This window comes from Streptomyces sp. NPDC050738 (assembly GCF_040654175.1).
GTDB lineage: Bacteria > Actinomycetota > Actinomycetes > Streptomycetales > Streptomycetaceae > Streptomyces.
In genome coordinates this window covers 79,179-98,251 of record NZ_JBFAHN010000021.1, presented here as the reverse complement: position 1 = coordinate 98,251, position 19,073 = coordinate 79,179, and the positions used below count along the sequence as shown (strand labels likewise).

Annotated in this window: 15 protein-coding genes and 1 riboswitch; of the genes, 8 read left to right on the top strand and 7 right to left on the bottom strand. The window is 71.3% G+C overall.

All coding sequences use genetic code 11. The features are described 5' to 3' along the window. Window positions 1-50 precede the first annotated feature (50 nt). The 4 genes from AB0H78_RS35255 to AB0H78_RS35240 form a co-directional block, all read right to left on the bottom strand. Window positions 51-917: a nuclease gene (locus AB0H78_RS35255; protein ID WP_363238890.1), complete on the bottom strand. Its 867-nt coding sequence runs from the start codon at window positions 915-917 to the stop codon at window positions 51-53. 150 nt (window positions 918-1,067) lie between these two features. Next, window positions 1,068-2,048, bottom strand: a complete 981-nt coding sequence (locus AB0H78_RS35250) for a hypothetical protein (RefSeq protein WP_363238889.1) — start codon at window positions 2,046-2,048, stop codon at window positions 1,068-1,070. Beyond that, window positions 2,045-5,509, bottom strand: coding sequence for a DNA polymerase III subunit alpha (locus tag AB0H78_RS35245; RefSeq protein WP_363238888.1), 3,465 nt, complete (start codon window positions 5,507-5,509; stop codon window positions 2,045-2,047). The genes AB0H78_RS35250 and AB0H78_RS35245 overlap by 4 nt, the downstream gene beginning before the upstream one ends. A 138-nt stretch (window positions 5,510-5,647) precedes the next feature. Further along, window positions 5,648-6,241 carry a helix-turn-helix domain-containing protein gene (locus AB0H78_RS35240; RefSeq protein WP_363238887.1) on the bottom strand — a complete coding sequence of 198 codons (594 nt, stop codon included), beginning with the start codon at window positions 6,239-6,241 and terminating at the stop codon, window positions 5,648-5,650. Window positions 6,242-6,464: 223 nt separating this feature from the next. On the opposite strand from AB0H78_RS35240, the gene AB0H78_RS35235 reads away from it, so the two are divergent. Together AB0H78_RS35235 and AB0H78_RS35230 are read left to right on the top strand one after the other, a co-directional pair. Next, window positions 6,465-7,907, top strand: a complete 1,443-nt coding sequence (locus tag AB0H78_RS35235; protein ID WP_363238886.1) for an MFS transporter — start codon at window positions 6,465-6,467, stop codon at window positions 7,905-7,907. 88 nt (window positions 7,908-7,995) lie between these two features. Next, complete coding sequence (locus AB0H78_RS35230; RefSeq protein WP_363238885.1) at window positions 7,996-9,438, top strand: acyl-CoA synthetase; 1,443 nt, start codon at window positions 7,996-7,998, stop codon at window positions 9,436-9,438. Window positions 9,439-9,455: 17 nt separating this feature from the next. Here the strand turns inward: AB0H78_RS35230 and AB0H78_RS35225 are convergent, their stop codons facing one another. Next, complete coding sequence (locus AB0H78_RS35225) at window positions 9,456-10,040, bottom strand: helix-turn-helix domain-containing protein (RefSeq protein ID WP_363238884.1); 585 nt, start codon at window positions 10,038-10,040, stop codon at window positions 9,456-9,458. A gap of 129 nt (window positions 10,041-10,169) precedes the next feature. Here AB0H78_RS35225 and AB0H78_RS35220 point away from each other — a divergent pair, with 129 nt between their 5' ends. Continuing rightward, a complete protein-coding gene (locus AB0H78_RS35220) occupies window positions 10,170-11,105 on the top strand; it encodes a chlorophyllase (RefSeq protein WP_363238883.1) in 936 nt (311 codons plus the stop codon). On the opposite strand, the gene AB0H78_RS35215 is transcribed toward AB0H78_RS35220, so the two are convergent. Further along, the gene (locus AB0H78_RS35215) at window positions 11,099-12,271 is read right to left on the bottom strand and encodes a glycoside hydrolase family 76 protein (protein WP_363238882.1); all 1,173 of its coding nucleotides are present in this window, start codon (window positions 12,269-12,271) and stop codon (window positions 11,099-11,101) included. The two genes, AB0H78_RS35220 and AB0H78_RS35215, sit on opposite strands and share 7 nt — an antisense overlap. A gap of 193 nt (window positions 12,272-12,464) precedes the next feature. Beyond that, window positions 12,465-12,559: riboswitch (TPP riboswitch) on the top strand. On the opposite strand from AB0H78_RS35215, the gene AB0H78_RS35210 reads away from it, so the two are divergent. From AB0H78_RS35210 to thiE, 3 genes are all read left to right on the top strand, one after another. Next, window positions 12,551-13,951 carry a cytosine permease gene (locus AB0H78_RS35210; RefSeq protein ID WP_363238881.1) on the top strand — a complete coding sequence of 467 codons (1,401 nt, stop codon included), beginning with the start codon at window positions 12,551-12,553 and terminating at the stop codon, window positions 13,949-13,951. Its footprint overlaps the riboswitch before it by 9 nt. Window positions 13,952-14,003: 52 nt before the next feature. Continuing rightward, the gene (gene thiM / locus AB0H78_RS35205) at window positions 14,004-14,813 is read left to right on the top strand and encodes a hydroxyethylthiazole kinase (RefSeq protein ID WP_363238879.1); all 810 of its coding nucleotides are present in this window, start codon (window positions 14,004-14,006) and stop codon (window positions 14,811-14,813) included. Continuing rightward, window positions 14,810-15,511 (top strand): thiamine phosphate synthase, encoded by a 702-nt coding sequence (gene thiE, locus AB0H78_RS35200; protein ID WP_363238878.1) that lies wholly within the window; start codon window positions 14,810-14,812, stop codon window positions 15,509-15,511. The genes thiM and thiE overlap by 4 nt, the downstream gene beginning before the upstream one ends. A gap of 82 nt (window positions 15,512-15,593) precedes the next feature. On the opposite strand, the gene AB0H78_RS35195 is transcribed toward thiE, so the two are convergent. Then, the gene (locus tag AB0H78_RS35195) at window positions 15,594-16,355 is read right to left on the bottom strand and encodes a GntR family transcriptional regulator (protein WP_363238877.1); all 762 of its coding nucleotides are present in this window, start codon (window positions 16,353-16,355) and stop codon (window positions 15,594-15,596) included. Window positions 16,356-16,632: 277 nt separating this feature from the next. Here AB0H78_RS35195 and AB0H78_RS35190 point away from each other — a divergent pair, with 277 nt between their 5' ends. Next, a complete protein-coding gene (locus AB0H78_RS35190) occupies window positions 16,633-17,922 on the top strand; it encodes a PTS transporter subunit EIIC (RefSeq protein WP_363238876.1) in 1,290 nt (429 codons plus the stop codon). A gap of 81 nt (window positions 17,923-18,003) precedes the next feature. Further along, window positions 18,004-19,059, top strand: a complete 1,056-nt coding sequence (locus AB0H78_RS35185) for an SIS domain-containing protein (RefSeq protein ID WP_363238875.1) — start codon at window positions 18,004-18,006, stop codon at window positions 19,057-19,059. Window positions 19,060-19,073: the final 14 nt, after the last annotated feature.

The window sequence follows — 19,073 nt, the reverse complement described above, 5'->3', positions numbered from 1 at the left end:
GTCATCCACCTGTCGATGGGCTGTGGATCCGATGCGGCCGGCGCTCCGCCTCAGCGTTCGTCGAAGACCAGGTCCTCGGGCGGGTGGAGCATCCGTACGGTCTGGTCGGCGACCTCCACCACCGTCGACAGACCGGTGAACTGCCCCTTGGAGATGATGAGGACACGGTCGGCACGCTGCTCCAGGAAGGCGCCGAACCCGGCGAGCGAGGGGTCCCCTCCCCCGAGCGCCAGATAGTCCGCGAGGCGGCGGAACAGCTTGGGGAGCAGCACCACGTTCTCCGTGAGGGAGGCCAGTCCGTCGATCTTCCCGCCGGTGGTCGTGGTGTCGGCGGGCCACAGCCCTTTGGCGGTGGTCCTGGCTTCCTGGACCACGGTGGTCAGCGCCGCGCGCAGCTCGACGTACAGCTTGGTGTAGTACGTCGGGTAGGCCAGCCCCTCGGCCAGCTGACTGTGGTTCGCGGTCCGCCGGAGCAGCGCGGTGTCGACGTGCAGCTGCCCTCCGTCCGGTCCCGGAGCCGTGCCGCGGCCCACGAGGGCCACGCAGCGTCCGTATACGTCCGCGCCCCTGGTCAGGATGTACCCGGGTGCCTGTGCGGGCTCGGCAGCGGTGATCGTGGAGCGGTTGTCGCGCTGGACGGCGGTGAATCCGAGCCAGGCCGTCAGGGCGTCCGCGGCCTGCTCGGCGCAGGGCGGCGGCTGGTGGAGTTCGTGGCCGTGCGCCGGTATGTAGTGCGTCTCCAGCGCGTCGATCGCGTCCAGCCGTAACTGCGCCCCGCCGGACTTGTTGCGGCGCACCTTGTGGGGTCCTGGAACCAGATCCCAGTGGGCGGGATCGGTGGGGTAGAAGCGGACGGAGTCGCCGTCCGGCCGGGCACCGATCACCCGGTACGTTCCCTCGATCACGAGCATCGGCATGACGGCCTCCGTGAGTTGACTGGGCTGTCCACCAGCTCTCCCAGCATCCTCGGACCGGGGTGCCGCGAGAAGGCGGCGGCAAGAGATCCTTCCCCGGCTCACGGCTCACGGCTCACGGCTCACGGCGACGCGGTCGTCGGCCTCGCCCGCTCACGCAACGCCGCGGGAGGCGCCGGCCGGGAGTACCGCCCCGGAGCCGAACCGGCTCCGGGCCCGGTCGGAGACCGCCTCGATGAGACGGGCCTTCTCGTCGGCCGGATCGAAAGCCAGTTGGCAGGAGGCCAGTTCGGCGCCGATCAGGCCCTCCGCCCGCAGGGAGAGTGCGCGGACGCGGGCGCGCTGCAGAGCGAGCCGGTCGTGGAGTTCATGGGCGAGTGCGGTCAGGGAGCGTGTGTGGGCCGTGGGTTCGCGCAGGGTGCGGGTACGGGTGGTCGTCGAACGGTCCGCGTAACGGACGGTGAGAGCAAGGGTGTGGGCCACCTGGGCCTCGGCGCGCAACTGCAGTCCGAGGCGGTCGGTGAGCGCGAGCAGGGCGGCGCGCTGCCGGTCCCGGTCCAACTCGTCCTGGTCGAAGCGGTGTTCGGCGCTGATCGAGCGGGGCGGGGCCAGGGGGACCACCGGCGTCGGGTCCAGACCCTGGGCCGCTTCCTGGAGGCGGCGGCCCGCGGTGGCACCCAGGATGCGCTGCAGCGTGCCCAGCGGCGCGGTGGTGATCTTCCCGATGCTGTCCAGGCCGTACGAGGCCAGCAGGCGGGAGGTCGCGGGCCCTACTCCGTGCAGGGCGGCGGGGGGCTTCCCGGCGAGGAAGGCGGTGACCGCGTCGAGGTCGTCGGGCAGGACGCGGACGGCCGAGGGCGGGCCGTCGGCCGCGACCATGCGGGCGAGCAGCGGGTTCGCGGCGATGCCGACCGTGGAGTGGAGCCCGTACAGTCCCCCGGTCCGCGCCCGGATGCGCTCGGCCAGTGCGGCGGCGTCCGTACCGAAGTAGCGCAGGCTGCCGGAGACGTCCGCGAGTGCGGCGTCCGGTGGCAGCGCCTGGACCAGGGGGGTGTACTCGGCCAGCAGGGCGAGGAGATGGCGGTAGAGCCCCTCGTCCGACAGTCCGTGGAAGTGGATGTAGAGGATGTTCATCCCGCACTCCCCGGACTCTGGTGCCACAGCTTGCGGTTCTGCTTGACGGACTCGCCCGGCGGCTGCAGATCCGCCCACGGATGCAGCGTGTAGCCGGTCTCCAGCTGGATGCTGCGGCTGTCCGCGGCCCTGTCCTGCCGCGGTCCGCTCTCGGTGAGCCGCTCCGTCACCGCCGACAGGCCGCCCGTACGGCGCAGTTCGGCCAGTTCGGTGAGGTCCCAGGCGGCGGAGCCGGTCACCGAAAGCGCCTTGCCGCTGCCCTCGCCGCGGCGCTGCACCACTCCGCGGACGAGCAGCAGCCAGGAGTGGAAGACGGTGTGCGCGCTGGCGTCATGGCTGTCCTCGAAGAACGCGCAGTCGACCAGCCCCGTCGTGTCGTCGAGCGTCGTGAAGATGACACGCCGGCCGGAACGGACCGGCGGTGTCTGAACGGCTCCCTTCGCGCCGGCGACGAGCACCACCTGTCCGTGCCGCAGGTCCTTCAGCCGCTTCGCGGTGACCACACCGAGCTCGTCGAGCAACTCCTTTTGTTCGTCCATGAGATGGCGGGAGGTGTCCATGCCGAGCACTCCGAGCTCGGCGCCGAGCCGCTCCGCGTCGTCCAGGTCGGGCAGATGGGCGGGGGCCACCGCGCTCCCGGCCCCTCCGGTGTCTCCGAGCACCAACTGGCCGTTCGGGGAATGGCGTTGGCCCCGGTGCAGCTCGCCGAGGTGCAGCAGCAGATCGCGGCGGTTGCGGCCGAAGGCGTCCAGCGCACCGACCTGGGCGAGACGTTCGGCGACCGGCCTGGACGGCCGGGCCCGGGAGACGAAGTCCTGGAGCGTGGCATACGGCCGCCCCGCGACGATCCGCTCCGCCTCGCTCCCGCTCAATCCGCGTACGTCGCACAGGGCGAGCCGGACCCCATGGAGGGGCCGACCATCCCGCTCATCAGACACCAGTTCGATTTTATAGGCGGAGTCCGACGCATTCACATCCAGCGGAAGGATCGGCACTCCCCACCTCCGCGCGTCCGCGAGCAGCAGCCGCTTCGGATACATCCCCGGGTCGTGGGTGAGCAGCCCGGCATAGAAGGCGGCCGGGTGGTGCGCCTTCAGCCATGCCGACTGGTACGAGGGCACGGCGAAGGCGACGGCGTGTGCCTTGCAGAATCCGTACGCCCCGAACGCCTCGATGATCTCCCAGGTCCGCTCGACGACCTCTTCCTCGTACCCTCGCCCGCGCGCCTCCTGCGCGAACCACGCCCGCACCCGGCCGAGTTGATCGGCGCGCGACAGCGCCCGTCGCGTGTAGTCGCCGAAGGCCAGGGAGCATCCGGTCATCACCTTCAGGATCTGGATGATCTGCTCATGGAAGACCACCACGCCGTGCGTCTCGCGCAGCGCGTCCTCCAGATCCCGGTGCGGATAGTGGGGCGCCTGCTGCCCGTGCCTGGCCTTGATGAACGGCTCCACCATGTTGGCCGCGACCGGACCCGGCCGGAACAGCGAGATGTCGACGACGAGATCGTGGAAGTTCTCGGGCTGCAGCCGGGCGATGAGGTCGCGCTGGCCCGGCGACTCGGTCTGGAAACAGCCAAGGGTCTGGGAGGACTTGATCAGCCGGTACGTCTTCGGGTCGTCGGGCGGCACCTGCGCGGGATCGTCCAGGTCGATGTGGCGCCCGGTGGCCCGTTCGACCTCGGCGACGGCATGCGCCATCGCGGACTGCATCCGTACCCCGAGCACGTCGAGCTTGAGCAGCCCGAGGTCCTCCACGTCCTCCTTGTCGAACTGGGACATGGGGAGCCCCTCGCCGCTGGTCGGCACGGTGGGGGTGCGGTGCAGCAGCGTCGCGTCGGAGAGCAGCACCCCGCACGGGTGCATGGCGATACCGCGCGGGAGGGCGTCCAGGGCCTCGACCAGCTCCCACAGCTGCGGGTCGTACGCCTCCGGGTCGATGGAGCGCAGTTCGGGGAGTTCCCGCAGAGCGGCGCGGGCGTCGCGGGCCCGGATGTGCGGGAACGACTTCGCGAGCCGGTCGACCTCGGCCGGGTCCATACCGAGCGCAAGGCCGGCGTCGCGCACCGCGTGCCGTACGCGATAGGTCTCGGGCATGGACAAGGTGGCCACCCGCTCCGGGCCGAAGCGGTCGAAGATCGCCCGGTAGACCTCGAGGCGGCGCGCGGACTCCACGTCGATGTCGATGTCGGGCAGCTCCTTGCGCTGGCCGGACAGGAAACGCTCCATGAGCAGGCCGTGTTCGACCGGGTCGGCGGTGGCGATGCCCAGGAGGTGGTTGACCAGGGAACCGGCACCGGATCCTCGGGCGGCGACCCGGATGCCGAGCTCCCGGACGTCGTCGACGACTTGGGCGATGGTGAGGAAGTACGAGGCGTAGCCCTGCTGTTCGATCAGGCGCAGTTCGTCCTCGAGGCGGTCCCAGTGCGGGCGGTCCCTGTCGTAGCGGCGCAGCAGCATGGCGGCGTCGCACTTCGAACGCAGTACGCGCTCGGGGGCACGCCGATGCGCGCCGACGAGTTCCGGTTCGGGGAAGTGCACACGGCCGATCCCCAGGTCGTCCTCGGGGTCCACGCGGCAGGCCGCGGCGGTCTCCTCGGTGACTTCGAGCAGTCTGCGGGCGGTGTTCGCGCGATAGCCGGCGGCCTCGGCCACCTGCTCGGCGATGCGCGCCATGTCCGCGGCGGGCTTGAGCCACCGCTCTCCGCTGTCGCGTACGCCGCGCGGGTCGATCGGCACCAGGCGGCGCGCGGAGTCCAGGACGTCGGCGACCGGCCCCTGGCCGGGGTCGGCGTAGCGCACGGCATTGCTCAGTACGGGAGCGATCCCCTGGTCGGCGGCGAAGCCGAGGGAGCGGGCCGCCAGCCGCAGCGAGCCGAAGCCGGTACCGCTGCGGCCGTGGCTGACGACCTCGATGCGCAGCGCCGTGTCCCCGTACCGCTCCCGCCAGGGCGCGAGCAGTCCGGCGGCACGGTCGGGACGGCCCGCCGCCAGAGCGCGGCCGACGTCCGAACCGGGGCCGAGCAGCACGATGAGGTGGTCACCGCCGAGGGCGTCCCACGGCAGCAGGGGGCGCTTCCCGGCCGTCGCATCCGCATGCGCGGCACTGACGAGCCGGCACAGTTCGGCCCAGCCCCGGGCCCCGTCCCTGGCGAGGAAGACCACGCGCTGCGCCGACTCGTCGACGAAGGCGCCGCCGCGGGCCGGGGTGCGCTGCCTCTCGGTGCGCCCGGCCGCTTCGGGGGGTGCCTGCAGCGCGAGATCCACCCCGAACAGGGGGCGGACACCGGCGCGCCCTGCGGCCTTGGCGAAACGGACAGCGCCGCCGAGGGTGTCCCGGTCGGTCAGGGCGACAGCGTCCATCCCGCGCTCGACAGCCCGCTCCGCGAGCTGCCCGGGGTGCGAGGCGCCGTACCGCAGGGAAAACCCCGAGACGGCATGCAGATGCGTAAATCCGCGCACCTGGACCACCTCGCCACTACGGCCCCCTGCCTCTGTCCTGCCACACCCGCCTCTTTGGGCTGGTCACCCCACCATAGACCAATATCGAACGTGTATGCGATTCGGAAGCCGGGGTGCGCCTGCACAGCGGAGAACGGGTCAGCCGCGTGCCGCCCGTACGCCGTCCAGGGCGATGGAGACGACGCGGTCGCGCTGCTCCGTGGTGGGAAACACGGTCGCGGCGATGCCCGAGATCATCCGCAGCAGGTCGTCGAAGTCGACGTCCTGCCGGGCCTCGCCGGACTCCTGGGCGCGCTGCAGCAGCGGGGCCCCGGCGGCCATCATGGAGATGCGGCAGGAGACGAAGATGTCGGATTCGCCGTTCAGGCCCTCGCGGACGGCGCGCTTGGTGACGGTGTACTCGACGAAGCGGTCGATCCAGGTGGTGAGGGCTTCCCAGGCCGGCCTGTCGGCGAGTTCGTCGGCGAGGACGCAGAGCGCGTCGACCTCCTCGGCGTAGACCGTCTCGAAGAGATGCCTGCGGGTGGGGAAGTTCCGGTAGAGGGTGCCGATCCCCACTCCCGCGCGGCGGGCGATGTCCTCGAGGGACGCGTCGGCCCCCTGCTCGGCGAAGGCCTCGCGCGCGGCTGCCAGGAGCGCGTCGAAATTGCGCCGGGCGTCCGCGCGGCGCGGGCGCTGTGCCGCCACGAACTCCTCGACGGAAGCCCTGTCCTGGACTGCTTCTTCCCTCACTGCTTCCTCCCTCGACGCCCCGGGGTTGAACCGGAGGCTAGCCTCCGCTAAGGTGGAGGTATGCCTCCACTTTAACAGTCGAGCCATCTCCGCGTACCGGTCGCGCATCTCGCGCCACCCCCACCTCAGCCCCCTCAGCACACCCAGTGCCCGCCCCGTGGCGTTTCCCGCACGGCCCGGCACCGGCTCCGTACTGCCTCACGCCCTGACAGAGAGTCCTGAAATGAACCGGAGCTCCAACCGCCTCACCTTCGCGGTCCTCGCGACCGGTGCGGGCGTGTTCTCGATGATGCAGTCCCTGATTGCGCCCGCCCTGCCCACCGTCCAGCAGGCGCTGGGCACTTCACAGGCCACCGTCACCTGGGTGATGACCGCCTATCTGCTCTCCGCGTCGATCTTCACCCCGATCCTCGGCAGGGTGGGCGACCTCTTCGGCAAGAAGCGCACCCTCGTCGGGGCGCTGTTCGCACTGATCGTGGGATGCGTGCTGGCCGCCCTGGCCCCGAACATCGCCACGCTGATCGTCGCCCGCGCGATCCAGGGCATCGGCGGGGCCCTGTTCCCGCTGTCGTTCGGCATCATCCGCGACGAGTTCCCCGCCTCCCGGGTCAGCCCCAGCATCAGCAATCTCTCGGCCGTCATCGCGGCCGGCGGCGGCTTCGGCATGGTGCTCGCCGGTCCGGTCGTCGGGGCGCTCGACTACCGGTGGCTGTTCTGGCTGCCGACGGCCGTCGTCGCCCTGACGGCGCTGCTCGCCCTGCGCTGGATCCCCGAGTCCCCGAGCCGCTCCACCGGACAGGTCAACTGGCTTGCCGCCGTGCTGCTTTCGGGGTGGCTGGTCGCTCTGCTGCTGCCCATCAGCCAGGCCACCACGTGGGGCTGGGGCTCCGCCAAGGTGACCGGTCTGCTCATCACGGCCGTCGTACTGTTCGCCCTGTGGGCGCTGGCCGAAGCGCGGTCCGCCAGCCCGCTCATCGACCTGCGCATCATGCGGCTGCCCGCGGTCTGGACGACCAACACCGCGGCCCTGCTCTTCGGCGCCGGGATGTACGCGGTCTGGTCCTTCCTCCCCGCCTTCGCCCAGACGCCCACGTCCGCGGGGTACGGATTCGGGTCGACCGTGACCGGCGCCGGGCTGCTGATGCTGCCCATGCTGGTGGCGATGTTCTGCTCGGGCATCGTCAGCGGGCGCCTGGAGCCGGTGTTCGGCGCCAAGCCCCTGCTCGCCATCGGCGCCGCACTCGGTGCCATCTCCTGCACGATGCTCGCCGCCTGGCACGGACAGCAGTGGCAAGTGGCCTTCGCCGCAGGCGTGTTCGGCCTCGGGATCGGGCTCGCCTTCGCCTCCATGGCCAACCTCATCGTGCAGAGCGTCCCGGCCGCACAGACCGGAGCCGCCACCGGCATGAACGCCAACATCCGTACCATCGGCGGCTCGATCGGCGCGGCCGTGATGAGCTCCATGGTCACCGGCCACGTCCAGGCCAGTGGGCTTCCGTACGCCTCCGGCTACACCCACGGCTTCACCCTGCTGGCCGTGCTGTGCCTGGCCGCCACCGGAGCAGCCCTGCTCGTCCCCGCCACCAGGCGCGGACCGCGGGCCGTCGCCACGGGCCACCCCGCGGCGGCGAGCGAGGCGAAGCCCCTGGAGACGACCCGCGGCTGATCCTGGCCGAGCGCTGCTCCCCTCGTCCCGTACGGCATGGTGAGGGGGCGAACACTCCAGGCAGCCCGACCCTGAAGGAGCACGACGCATGTCTCCACTCTTCCCCGCACTCGCCGCCGGCTCGGCCCGCAGGGCGCTGCGCTTCGGCGACCGGTCGCTCGGCTACGACGAACTGGCGGCAGTGGCAGGGACGTTGGCCGCCCGGCTCCAGGGAGCCGGGCGGGTGGCCGTATGGGCCACACCCACGCTGGAGACCGCGGTCGGTGTGGTCGCCGCCCTGCTGGCCGGGGTGCCCGCCGTACCGCTCAACCCGAAGACCGGCGGACGCGAGCTGGAGCACATCCTGTCCGACAGCGCACCGTCGCTCGTCCTTGCGGCGCCCGGTGACGAACTCCCTCCGGCGCTCGGCGCGTTGCACCGCCTCGACATCGGCGTACGGGTGCCGGAAGCGCCCCTCCCCCTCCCCGGCGAACCGTCGCCCGAGGCTCCGGCCCTGGTCGTCTACACCTCGGGAACCACCGGGCCGCCCAAGGGCGTCGTACTGCCCCGCCGGGCGATCACCGCCACCCTGGACGCGCTGGCCGACGCCTGGCAGTGGACCGGCGAGGACGTCCTGGTCCACGCACTGCCCCTCTTCCATGTGCACGGACTGATCCTGGGCATCCTCGGCCCGCTGCGCAGGGGCGGCACCGTGCACCACCTGGGCCGCTTCGAGACGGACGCGGTGGCCCGTGAACTGGCCGCCCACGGAACGATGTTCTTCGGCGTCCCGACCATGTACCACCGCATCGCCGAGGCACTCCCCGGCAATCCCGCGCTCGCCAAGGCCCTCTCGGGCGCGCGGCTGCTGGTCTCCGGGTCGGCCGCACTGCCCGTGCACGACCATGAGCGCATCGCCGCCGCGACAGGACGGCGGGTCGTCGAGCGGTACGGCATGACCGAGACCCTGATGAACACGAGCGTCCGCGCGGACGGCGAACCCCGTCCCGGCACGGTCGGCCTGCCGCTGGACGGGGTCGAACTGCGGCTGGTGGAGGAGTCGGGCGAGGAGATCACCGCGTACGACGGCGAGAGTGTCGGCGAGATCCAGGTGCGCGGCCCGAACCTGTTCACCGCGTACCTGAACCGCCCCGACGCGACCGCCGAGGCCTTCGACGGCACCTGGTTCCGTACCGGCGACATGGCGACCCGGGACCCGGACGGCTATGTCCGTATCGTCGGCCGCAAGACCACCGACCTCATCAAGAGCGGCGGCTACAAGATCGGTGCGGGCGAGATCGAGAACGCCCTCCTCGACCACCCCGCGGTGCGCGAGGCGGCGGTCACCGGGGAGCCCGACGCCGACCTGGGCGAGCGGATCATCGCCTGGATCGTCCCGGCCGACGCGGGACAGCCGCCCACCGTCGAGGAGTTGGCCGCGCACGTCGCCCGACAGCTGGCGCCGCACAAGCGGCCCCGCGAGGTACGGCTGCTCGACGCGCTGCCCCGCAACGACATGGGCAAGATCATGAAGCGCGCCCTGCACGGCTGAGACCGCCGCCGGTCCGGTCAGTGCGGGCTGCGCAGCCCCTCGACAAGGATCCCGACCAGCAGGCGTGCGTCGTAGCGCGGGTCGCTCTCGGCGCTGATGCAGAGGTTTCCGACGCCGCGCATGAGCTGGTAGGCGGTCACGTCTGAGCGGATCTCGCCGGCGGCGGTCGCGGCGTCGATGAGCTGGGTGCAGACCGGCAGGAGGCGGTCGAGGAAGTAGGCGTGCAGGGCCTCGAAACCGGTGTTGCCGGTCTGCAGCACGGAGGCGAGGCCGTGCTTGGTGACCAGGAAGTCGACGAAGAGGTCCATCCACTGCGCGAGGGCGCGATGGGGGGCCTGCCCGGCCGCCAGCAGGGTCGGTCCCGCCTCGGCGCAGGCTTCGATCTGGTGGCGGTAGACGGCGATCACGAGGTCCGCCCGGGTGGGGAAGTGGCGGTACACCGTGCCCATTCCGACGCCGGCCTTGGCCGCGATGTCACGCACCGGAGCCTCCACGCCCGAGGTGACGAAGACCGCTGCGGCCGCGTCGAGGAGGGTCTGCTGATTGCGGCGGACGTCCTTGCGTTGGGCCGCGTCTCCCGCGCCCTGCCCACTGTCGTTCACCGCAGCACTCCTCTTCCCTGACGCTCCTTGCGAAACGGAACACAGCTCCGTATTGTTTGCGGAGCGAGGTTCCGTTTTGGTCATGATGCCAGAACAGGGACTCCATTCCAACCGAGCGGAAGCACTGTCATGCCTGACTCGAACATCACCGGCCTGCCCACCACGATCGTCTCCGCGAAGCCGGTCGTCCTGCCCGCCCCGGGCCGCGGCGAGGACCTCCAGGTCCGCGTGTCCGCCCCCGCGACCGGCGGCGACCTGCCCGTCGTCGTGTTCTCGCACGGCCACGGCCAGTCGATGGACGGGTACGCCCCGCTGGCCGACCACTGGGCGGCCCAGGGCTTCGTGGTCCTGCAGCCCACCCACCTCGACTCCCGGACGCTCGGCCTGCCTCCCGAGGACCCGCGTACGCCGAAGATCTGGCGCATCCGCGTCGAGGACCTCTCGCGCGCACTGGACGGGCTCGACGTCCTGGAGGCCGCCGTGCCCGGTCTCGCCGGGCGCGTCGACCACAGTCGTATCGCCGTGGCCGGACACTCTTGGGGAGCCCAGACGGCGAGCACCCTGCTCGGCGCACGCGTCCTGGACGCCGACGGCGTTCCCGGCGAGGACATGACCGACCCCCGGGTGAAGGCGGGTGTGCTGCTCGCCCTGGTCGGCCTGGGCGACGACCTGACCCCCTTCGCCCGCGAGCACCTCCCCTTCCTGAGGCCGTCGTTCGACGCCATGACCACGCCGGCCCTCATCGTGGCCGGGGACCACGACCAGTCGGCGCTGTCCACCCGCGGGCCGGACTGGTTCACCGACCCGTACACCTACAGCCCGGGCGAGAAGAGCCTGCTCACGCTGTTCGGCGCGGAGCACTCGCTCGGCGGCATCGCGGGACACGAGGCCGCCGAGACGACGGACGAGAACCCCGCGCGCGTCGCTCTGCTCCAGCAGGTCAGCACCGCCTTCCTGCGCGGCGCCCTCTGCGGCGACGAGGTCGGCTTCAAGACGGCGACAGCCGAACTCGCCTCAGGACAGAGCCCGTTGGGGATGCTGCAGAGCAGGCAGGCGGCTCAGTAGAGCGTCGGCAGGCTGCTGCGCGGCCAGGCGAGCACCGCGAAGATCTGCGCGGCGGCGGCCTGTTCGATGGCCTGGGTGGTGCCGGCGCTGCCGAAGCGCATCAGGCCGGTGGCGCTGTCGCGCTGCTGCGACCAGATGTGGTCCGCGTAATCGGCCATCGCCTGCTGGTAGGTGCGTCCGCCGGTCACCGATTCGAGCAGCAGGAGGTTCTTGAAGAAGATGGAGTTGAAGAAGACGGGCTGGTCCAGCAGCCGGCCTTCGGTGACGTAGTAGGTGTACGCGGCCTCCGCCGTGCGCCGGGCGTTGCGGAGGTGGTCGCGGTCGTGGGTCGCCTCGTACAGCAGGACGCCAACGCCGACCGGGACACCCTGGTTGTACGACCAGAGGGTTCTGTCGACCGTGCTCGTCAGGCCGAGGTGGTCCCAGTAGAGGCCCTCGGGGCTCAGCAGGTGGCGGTTGGTCCAGTCGTAGAACCTTCTGGCCGCCTCCAGGTAGGAGGCCCGTCCGGTGATCCGGTGTAGGCGCAGGCCCAGTTGGGCGCCCGGCATGTTGGAGACGGTGTTGCGGTCCTGGCTCCAGTCGGCCTGCGTCCAGAACACTCCGCCGGGGGCCGCGTGGTCCTGGTCGGTGTCCCAGCCCGACGCGATCAGCGCGAAGATCTCCTCGGCGCGCCGCAGGGCGGCTTTCTCCCCGGTCTGGAGGTGGCGCTGGATCTTGGCGAGGCCGACCCACTCGTTGTCGTCGTAGAACATGTCGCCGCCCGCACCGTGGGGTGCGACCGGATAGGAGGCGTAGCCGGGCAGGCCGGTCGTGCCGCCCGCCGCGTTCCAGTAGTGCTCCTGGGCCCGGGCGCGCCGGGCCAGTTCCGGCGCGTAGCGGGGGTCCGCGTGGGCCAGGTCGAGGGCGGCGATGTGGACCTGGGAGTACGGCCATTCGTAGGAGTACGGGCGGTCGTCGGCGGCGGCCGGGTACTGCTCGCGGACGAGTCCGGTGCCGTCCGCCGCGTCGAGGTACGTCCCGAGTGCGTCGTACGTGGCTCTCGCACGGCCCAGGGAGCGGGATGCGTACGAGGCCGGGGCGGCTGCGGCGGCAGTGGTCGCCGGGGCCGCGGCCAGCGCGGCCAGGCCGGCGCCGAGCACCAGACGGCGTGAGGGGGATCTGCGCATACGGGCGTCTCCATTCGAGGCGGTGGACGGAGGACGGGCTGTTGGACAACGTTGTCAGCAGCCCGTGAGGGCGTCAACGGGCCGTACGGAAAAGGATGTTGGCGACACGCCGATACGGGCGAGCGACGGCCGGGCGGCGCCCCGGTGCCCCCACCGGGTGGACAGAATCGCAGGCCGGGCTATTCTTTCGGCCGAACCGGACACGGGGTGCCCCGCACGAGGGCTGAGAACACACCCGTCGAACCTGATCCAGTTAAAACTGGCGGAGGGATGTCTTCCATGTCGTTGCCGTATGCCCAGGGTGAGCGCACCGTCACCGATCCGCAGCCTGCTTTCGGCGGGCGCATGCCCACCGCTCCGGGCGATCTCCGTGTCGAGGCGCACGGCATAGCCCCCGTTCCCGAGGACCGCCGCTATGGCGGCCCCGGCCGGCTGTTCACCGTCTGGTTCGCCCCGAACCTGACGATGACCGGTGTGTTCACCGGCACCGTCGGCATCGCCCTGGGTCTGGACTTCGCCACGGCGCTCGCCGCCGTCGTGCTCGGGACCCTGCTCGGCGCCGCGCCCACCGCGTATCTCGGCACGTGGGGAAGCCAGACCGGTACCGGTCAACTCCCGCTCGCCAAGCTGGCGTTCGGCCGGGGTGTCGTTCTGCCGGGAGCTCTGCAGTGGCTGTCGTCCATCGCCTGGGACGCGCTGATCGGGCTCTTCGGCGGCGACGCGCTCGCCCAGCTGTGCGGCTGGCCGTTCTGGCTGGGCGTGCTGGTCATGATGGCCGCCCAGGGTGCGCTCGGCGTCCTGGGGTACGAGGCGATCCACCGGCTCCAGACCGTGATGACCTTCGTGCTCGCCGCGGCCTTCGCCGTACTCGCCACGAAGCTCCTGCACGGCGTCCATCCGGCGGCCACCGGAAGCGCGCACGGCGCGGACAGGGCCGGTGCGTTCGTCCTGACCTGCACCATCGCCCTGAGCCTGGCACTGTCCTGGGCTCCGTACGCCAGCGACTTCAGCCGCTATCTGCCGCGCACCACCTCCCGCCCGCGGATGTTCGTCTTCACGCTGCTCGGCATCAGCGTGTCCTTCGTGGCGGTCCAGACCCTCGGTCTGTGGGGCGCCTCGGTCTTCACCGACCAGACCGCCCGCGGCATCGACGGCCTGCTGGGCGGCGGCGCGCTCGGTGCGTTCGGGCTGCTCGCCGTGGCGCTCGCCGCGCTGTGCAGCAACGCGATGAACGACTACAGCGGTTCGCTGGCGCTGCAGACCCTCGGCCTCCGTGTACCGCGTCCGCTCGCCGCGGCACTCGCCGCCGCGCTCGGCTTCCCGCTCGTGCTGTGGATGCACGCGGCGGACACCACGACCCGCTTCCAGAACGTGCTGCTGCTCGTCGGCTACTGGATCCCCGGGTTCGTCGCGATCGTGGCGGTCGACTGGATCGTCCGCGCGAGGACCCGCGGCGGCGCCCCGGTCGATCTGGCCGCCGAGAGCGCCCGCCGGCAGCCCTGGTGGCCTGCGGTCACCGCGTTCGCCGTCGCGTTCGCCGCCGCGGTGCCGTTCATGAGCACCAGCCTGTACGTGGGCCCGGTGGCCGAGGCGCTGCACGGCGCCGACCTCGCCTACGGCGTGGCGTTCCTCGTGGCACTCGTGGTCTACACCCCGCTGCGGCTGCGCCTGCGAGACTGACCTGTCCGCTTCGCCCCTTTTCCCTCCCTCGTCCCGTACGGAGTGACCGCACATGCCCCCGACAGCGCCCGACCATGCCGCCTTCACGCCGCACGCCCTGGACCGGGTGCGCGCGGAAGCTCCCCTGGTGCAGTGCCTGACGAACGCGGTCGTCACCGGCTTCACGGCGAACGTACTGCTCGCCCTGGGTGCGGCCCCCGCGATGGTCGACATCCCCGACGAGGCCGGCCCGTTCGCGCGGCTCGCCTCCGGCGTCCTGGTCAACCTCGGTACGCCGCACGCCGATCAGCGCACGGCGATGTTCGAGGCCGCACGCGCGGCCGCGGACTCCGGGACGCCCTGGGTGCTCGACCCGGTGGCCGTCGGCGGTCTTCCCGTACGGACGAAGCTCGCGCATGAACTCCTGGCGCTGCGGCCGACGGTGATCCGGGGCAACCCCTCGGAGATCATCGCCCTGTCCGGTGCGGGCGGGGGCGGTCGCGGGGTGGACTCCACCCATGAGGTCGAGGCCGCTGGGCACGCGGCGCGCACGCTGGCCGCCGACACCGGGTGCGTCGTCGCCGTATCGGGTCCGGTGGACCTGGTCACCGACGGCCGGCGGGACGCCCGTATCGCCAACGGGGACATTCTGCTGACCCGGGTGACCGGTGGCGGATGCGCGCTCGGCGCGGTGCTTGCAGCCTTCGCCGCCGTGGACGAGGACCGCTTCATGACGTCCGTCGCCGCGGTCACCGCGTACACCGTGGCGGCCGAACTCGCCGCGCGCGGGGCGAGCGGACCGGGCAGCTTCGCCGTCGCCTTCCTGGACGCGCTCGACGCGCTGGACGGAGCCGAACTGGCCGGGCGGGCGGCCGTCTCGTGATCGGTGCGTACGCGGCCGGACTGGTCCGCCCCGTCGACCTGTCGGTCTACCTGGTCACGGACGCCGGACTGTGTGCCGCGCACGGCCGCAGCGTCGCGGCGACGGTCGCCGAAGCGGTGGCCGGCGGGGTGACGGCCGTACAGATCCGCGAGAAGCACGCGGACGGACGGGCGTTCCTGCGCACCGTCATGGAAGTGGCCGAGGTGCTGCCCGAGACGGTCGCCCTGATCGTCAACGACCGGGTGGACGTCTTCCTGGCGGCACGCGCGGCCGGGGCGGGGGTGGCGGGTGTCCATGTGGGTCAGTCGGACCTTCCGCCGGGCGCGGTACGGGAGTTGATCGGCGAGCGGGCCGTCCTCGGGCTGAGCGCGGCGACCCCCGCCGAACTGCGGGCCGCCGCACAGGATCCGGCGCGCGTCGACCACGTGGGGATCGGCGCCCTGCACGCGACAGGCACCAAGGCAGACGCCCCGCCCGCCCTAGGACACCCGGAGTTCGCCCGTCTCGCCGCACTCGGCGCGCTCCCCGCCGTCGCCATCGGCGGCATCACCCCGGCCGACCTGCCACGCCTCAGGGCGGCGGGCGCCGCGGGCGCGGCCGTGGTCTCCGGCATCTGCGCGGCCGACGACCCGCGTGCGGCGGCCCTGGAGTACGCCCGCGCCTGGGCCTCCGTACCGCCGGCGCCGTTCACCGTCTGACCCGGCCGCGGGTCGGACCGGCCCAGGGACCAACGACCCGCCCGGGCGGACCATCGGCGTCAGTCGCACCCCTCGCCGCGTGTCAGCCTGATTGAAGCGTTGTACGCAGCCGGTAGCGCTCGCCGCTGTACTCGACGGTCGACAGCAGCACGGGGCGCCGACCGTTTCCGAAAATGGTCTGGTCGAGCACCAGGACGGGCGATCCGGGCTCGATGTCGAGATGCCCGGCGAGCGTCCCATCCGCGCTGCGCGCCTCGATCGTCGTCTCGGAACGGTCGAGTTCCACGCCGCGTCGGCGCAGTTCGTCGAAGAGGGAGGTGCCGGTGGAGAAGTCGACGTCCTCGATACCCGGCGCGAGACCGGTGACGAGCAAGGTCCGGTCCACGGCGATGCGGACGTCGTTGAGGAGACGTACGCGCGCGAGTCGGAGCAGGGGCGTCCCGGCGGGAACGTCGAGCCGTTCGGCCTCGTCCAGTGAGGCGACGCCCAGCTCATGACCGAGCACCAGCGAGCCGGCCCTCATGTTCTTGCGCCGGGCCGTGGCGGTGAAGGACTCCAGATCCTTGGGCCACTCGCGCGGCGCGACCACCGCGGCGACGAACCAGCCGCGGCCGTGCGACGCGGTCACGATACCCAGCTCCACGAGGTGCGTGAGCGCCTTGCGCAACGTGACCCGGGAGATGCCGAGCCGGGTGCACAGCTCGCGCTCGGGCGGCAGCTTCGCACCGGGCTGCAGACCCCGGCGGGTGATCTCCGCCCGGATCAGGCCGGCGGCCTGGGACCACAGCGGGTCGGGGCCGTTCTCGCGCTCGGGTACGCGGACGTGGGTGCCGTCGTCAGGCATGGATGGAACCTCCGAGGATCACCATGGAGCATACCAGTGCCTACCACTTGCCGCCCCGACCGGTACGGAATGGGACTTATGGCGTCTCGGATGTGGCCCTTGGTCATCAATTCGACCCGCAAAGGTCAGACCACAGAAGACCACTATTGACCACACGCTTACCACTACGTACCTTTACTGATGCAGCGGCCCGCCGGACACCTTCCGCGAGGCCCGCTCCCCCGGCGGCCCCGTCCCTGTGACGCCACCGGTCCCCCTGCGTGATGGAGGAAGACGGATGAGTACGGCCACCGCAAAGAAGCGTGGCGGCAGCGGAGTGATGGCTGTCATGCAACGCATCGGCCGCAGCCTGATGCTGCCGGTCGCGACCCTGCCCGCCGCAGCACTTTTGGTCCGCCTCGGCGGATCGGATCTGCTGGGCCGCGAGTCGTTCCCGGAGATCATCCGGAAGTTCGGCATCATCCTGGCCGCCGGCGGCCAGACCGTCTTCGACAATCTGCCGCTGCTGTTCGCCATCGGTGTGGCCATCGGCTTCGCGAAGAAGGCCGACGGCTCCACGGCGCTCGCGGCCGCGGTCGGCTATCTCGTCTTCAAGGCCGTCCTGGCCAGCCCCGCCTTCCCCAAGGGCGTGGACGGCGAACCGCTCGATGCCAAGGTGCTCGGCGGCATCGTGATGGGTCTGGTCGCCGCCCTCCTCTACCAGCGCTTCAGCCGCACCAAACTCCCCGAGTGGCTGGGCTTCTTCGGCGGCCGCCGCCTCGTCCCCATCCTCAGCGCCTTCGCGGGCGTCGGCATGGGCACCCTCTTCGGTCTGATCTGGCCGCACGTGGGCAGCTGGTTCTTCCACTTCGGTGAGTGGCTGATCGGCACCGGTGCCTGGGGCGCGGGCATCTTCGGTGTGGTCGTCCGGGCGCTGATCCCCATCGGGATGCACCACTTCTTCTCGTTCTTCCCCTGGTTCGAGGCCGGCACGTACGTCAACCCGGCCACCGGCGCCGAGGTCCACGGCGACATCGCACGCTTCCTCGCGGGCGACCCGAGCGCCGGACAGTTCATGACCGGCGGCTTCCCGATCTACATGTTCGCCCTCCCCGCCGCGGCCATGGCCATCGCGCACACCGCCCGCCCCGAGAACCGCAAGATGGTCAAGGGCATGATGATCTCGGTCGCGCTGACCGCCTTCGTCACGGGCGTCACCGAACCCATCGAGTTCAGCTTCATGTTCGTCGCGCCGGTGCTGTACGCGATCCACTCACTGCTCTTCGGTGTCTCGATGGCCGTCTGTTACGCCCTCGGCATCCGCGACGGCTTCGGCTTCTCGTCCGGCGCGATCGACTACGTCGTCAACTACGGCATCGCCACCAAGCCCTGGCTGCTCATACCCATCGGCCTGGCCTTCGCCGCCCTCTACTACACGATCTTCCGGTTCGCGATCGTCAAGTTCAATCTGCCGACTCCGGGCCGGGAACCGGTGGAAGAGGACGAGGGAACTCCCGCCACCGGGACACCCGTTGAGATCCCGGCGCCCTCGACCGCACCGGACGACACCACCGTCTCCAAGACCTGACCGGTCCGGGCCGCGCAACCGCACACTTCTCGCTCGCCCGCTCCCCCTGTGCCGTGGGAGCGCACGAAAGGAACCACCACGATGTCCGGATCCCGTATCACCTTCATCGAGGGACAGGCCGACCAGCCGCAGGCGCTGGAGCGCGTCATCGCCCACGTACGCCGCCAGCTCACCGGTGCCGGCCACGACCGGCTGCGTACGGCCAAGCGCCCCCTGTTCGCGGGAATCGGCGCGTCCTACGCCGCGCTGGCGGTGCCCGTCGACGTGCTGCGCGCCCACGGTGTGGTCAGTCAGCGCGTGCTGTCCAGCGAGATAGAAGAGGGCACGTACGGCTTCGACACCGACCTGCTGATCGGCATCTCGCAGGGCGGCCGCAGTTCGGAGACCATCGCCGCGTTCAAGGAGGCGGGCGACGTGCCGAACGTCGCCGTCCTCAACGTGCTCGACTCCCCGCTCGGCACGCTCGCCGACATGACCGTGGATCTCGGCAACGAACCCGACTCGTACGCCTCCACCATCGGATTCACCGGCACGATCGTCGCCCTCGACCTGATCGCGGGCGCGATCGCGGGCCGCGCCGCCTCGTACGACCCCTGGCACGGCATGGCCGCACAGCTCACCGCGGTACGTGAGCAGGCGGCACAGGTGATCGGCGGTCTGCAGGCGCGCGCCGCGCGGTGCATCGCCGCGGACGTGGTCGCGGCCGGAGCCTCGCGGGCCTCCGCGGAGGAAGGCGCCCTGCTGCTGCGGGAGGTCGTCCGGATGCCGGCCGCCGCCTCCGTCACCCGCAACTACCTGCACGGCGAGATGGAGTCGGCGGGCAACACCCTGCACATCGTGTTCGGCGACGGCCGGGAGATCGAGCTGGCCCGCTCGCTCGCCGCGGCGGGCCACTGCACCCTGCTGGTCACGTCCCAGCAGGTCGCATCCACCGGCTCTCTCGGCGTGGTGTGTCTGCCGGACGTCGCGACGGGCCCGCGTGTCGTACTGGAGACCGTCGTACTGCAGGAGCTGGTGGCGGCCCTGAGCACCGAACGGGACATCCCCATCGAGTCGTTCGTCTTCGCCAACGACGACACCAAGGAGGGTGGCGTGAACCCGGAGGACTTCGCCATCGCCTCCCCGGTCGTCGCGTAGGGGCGCCCTGCAGG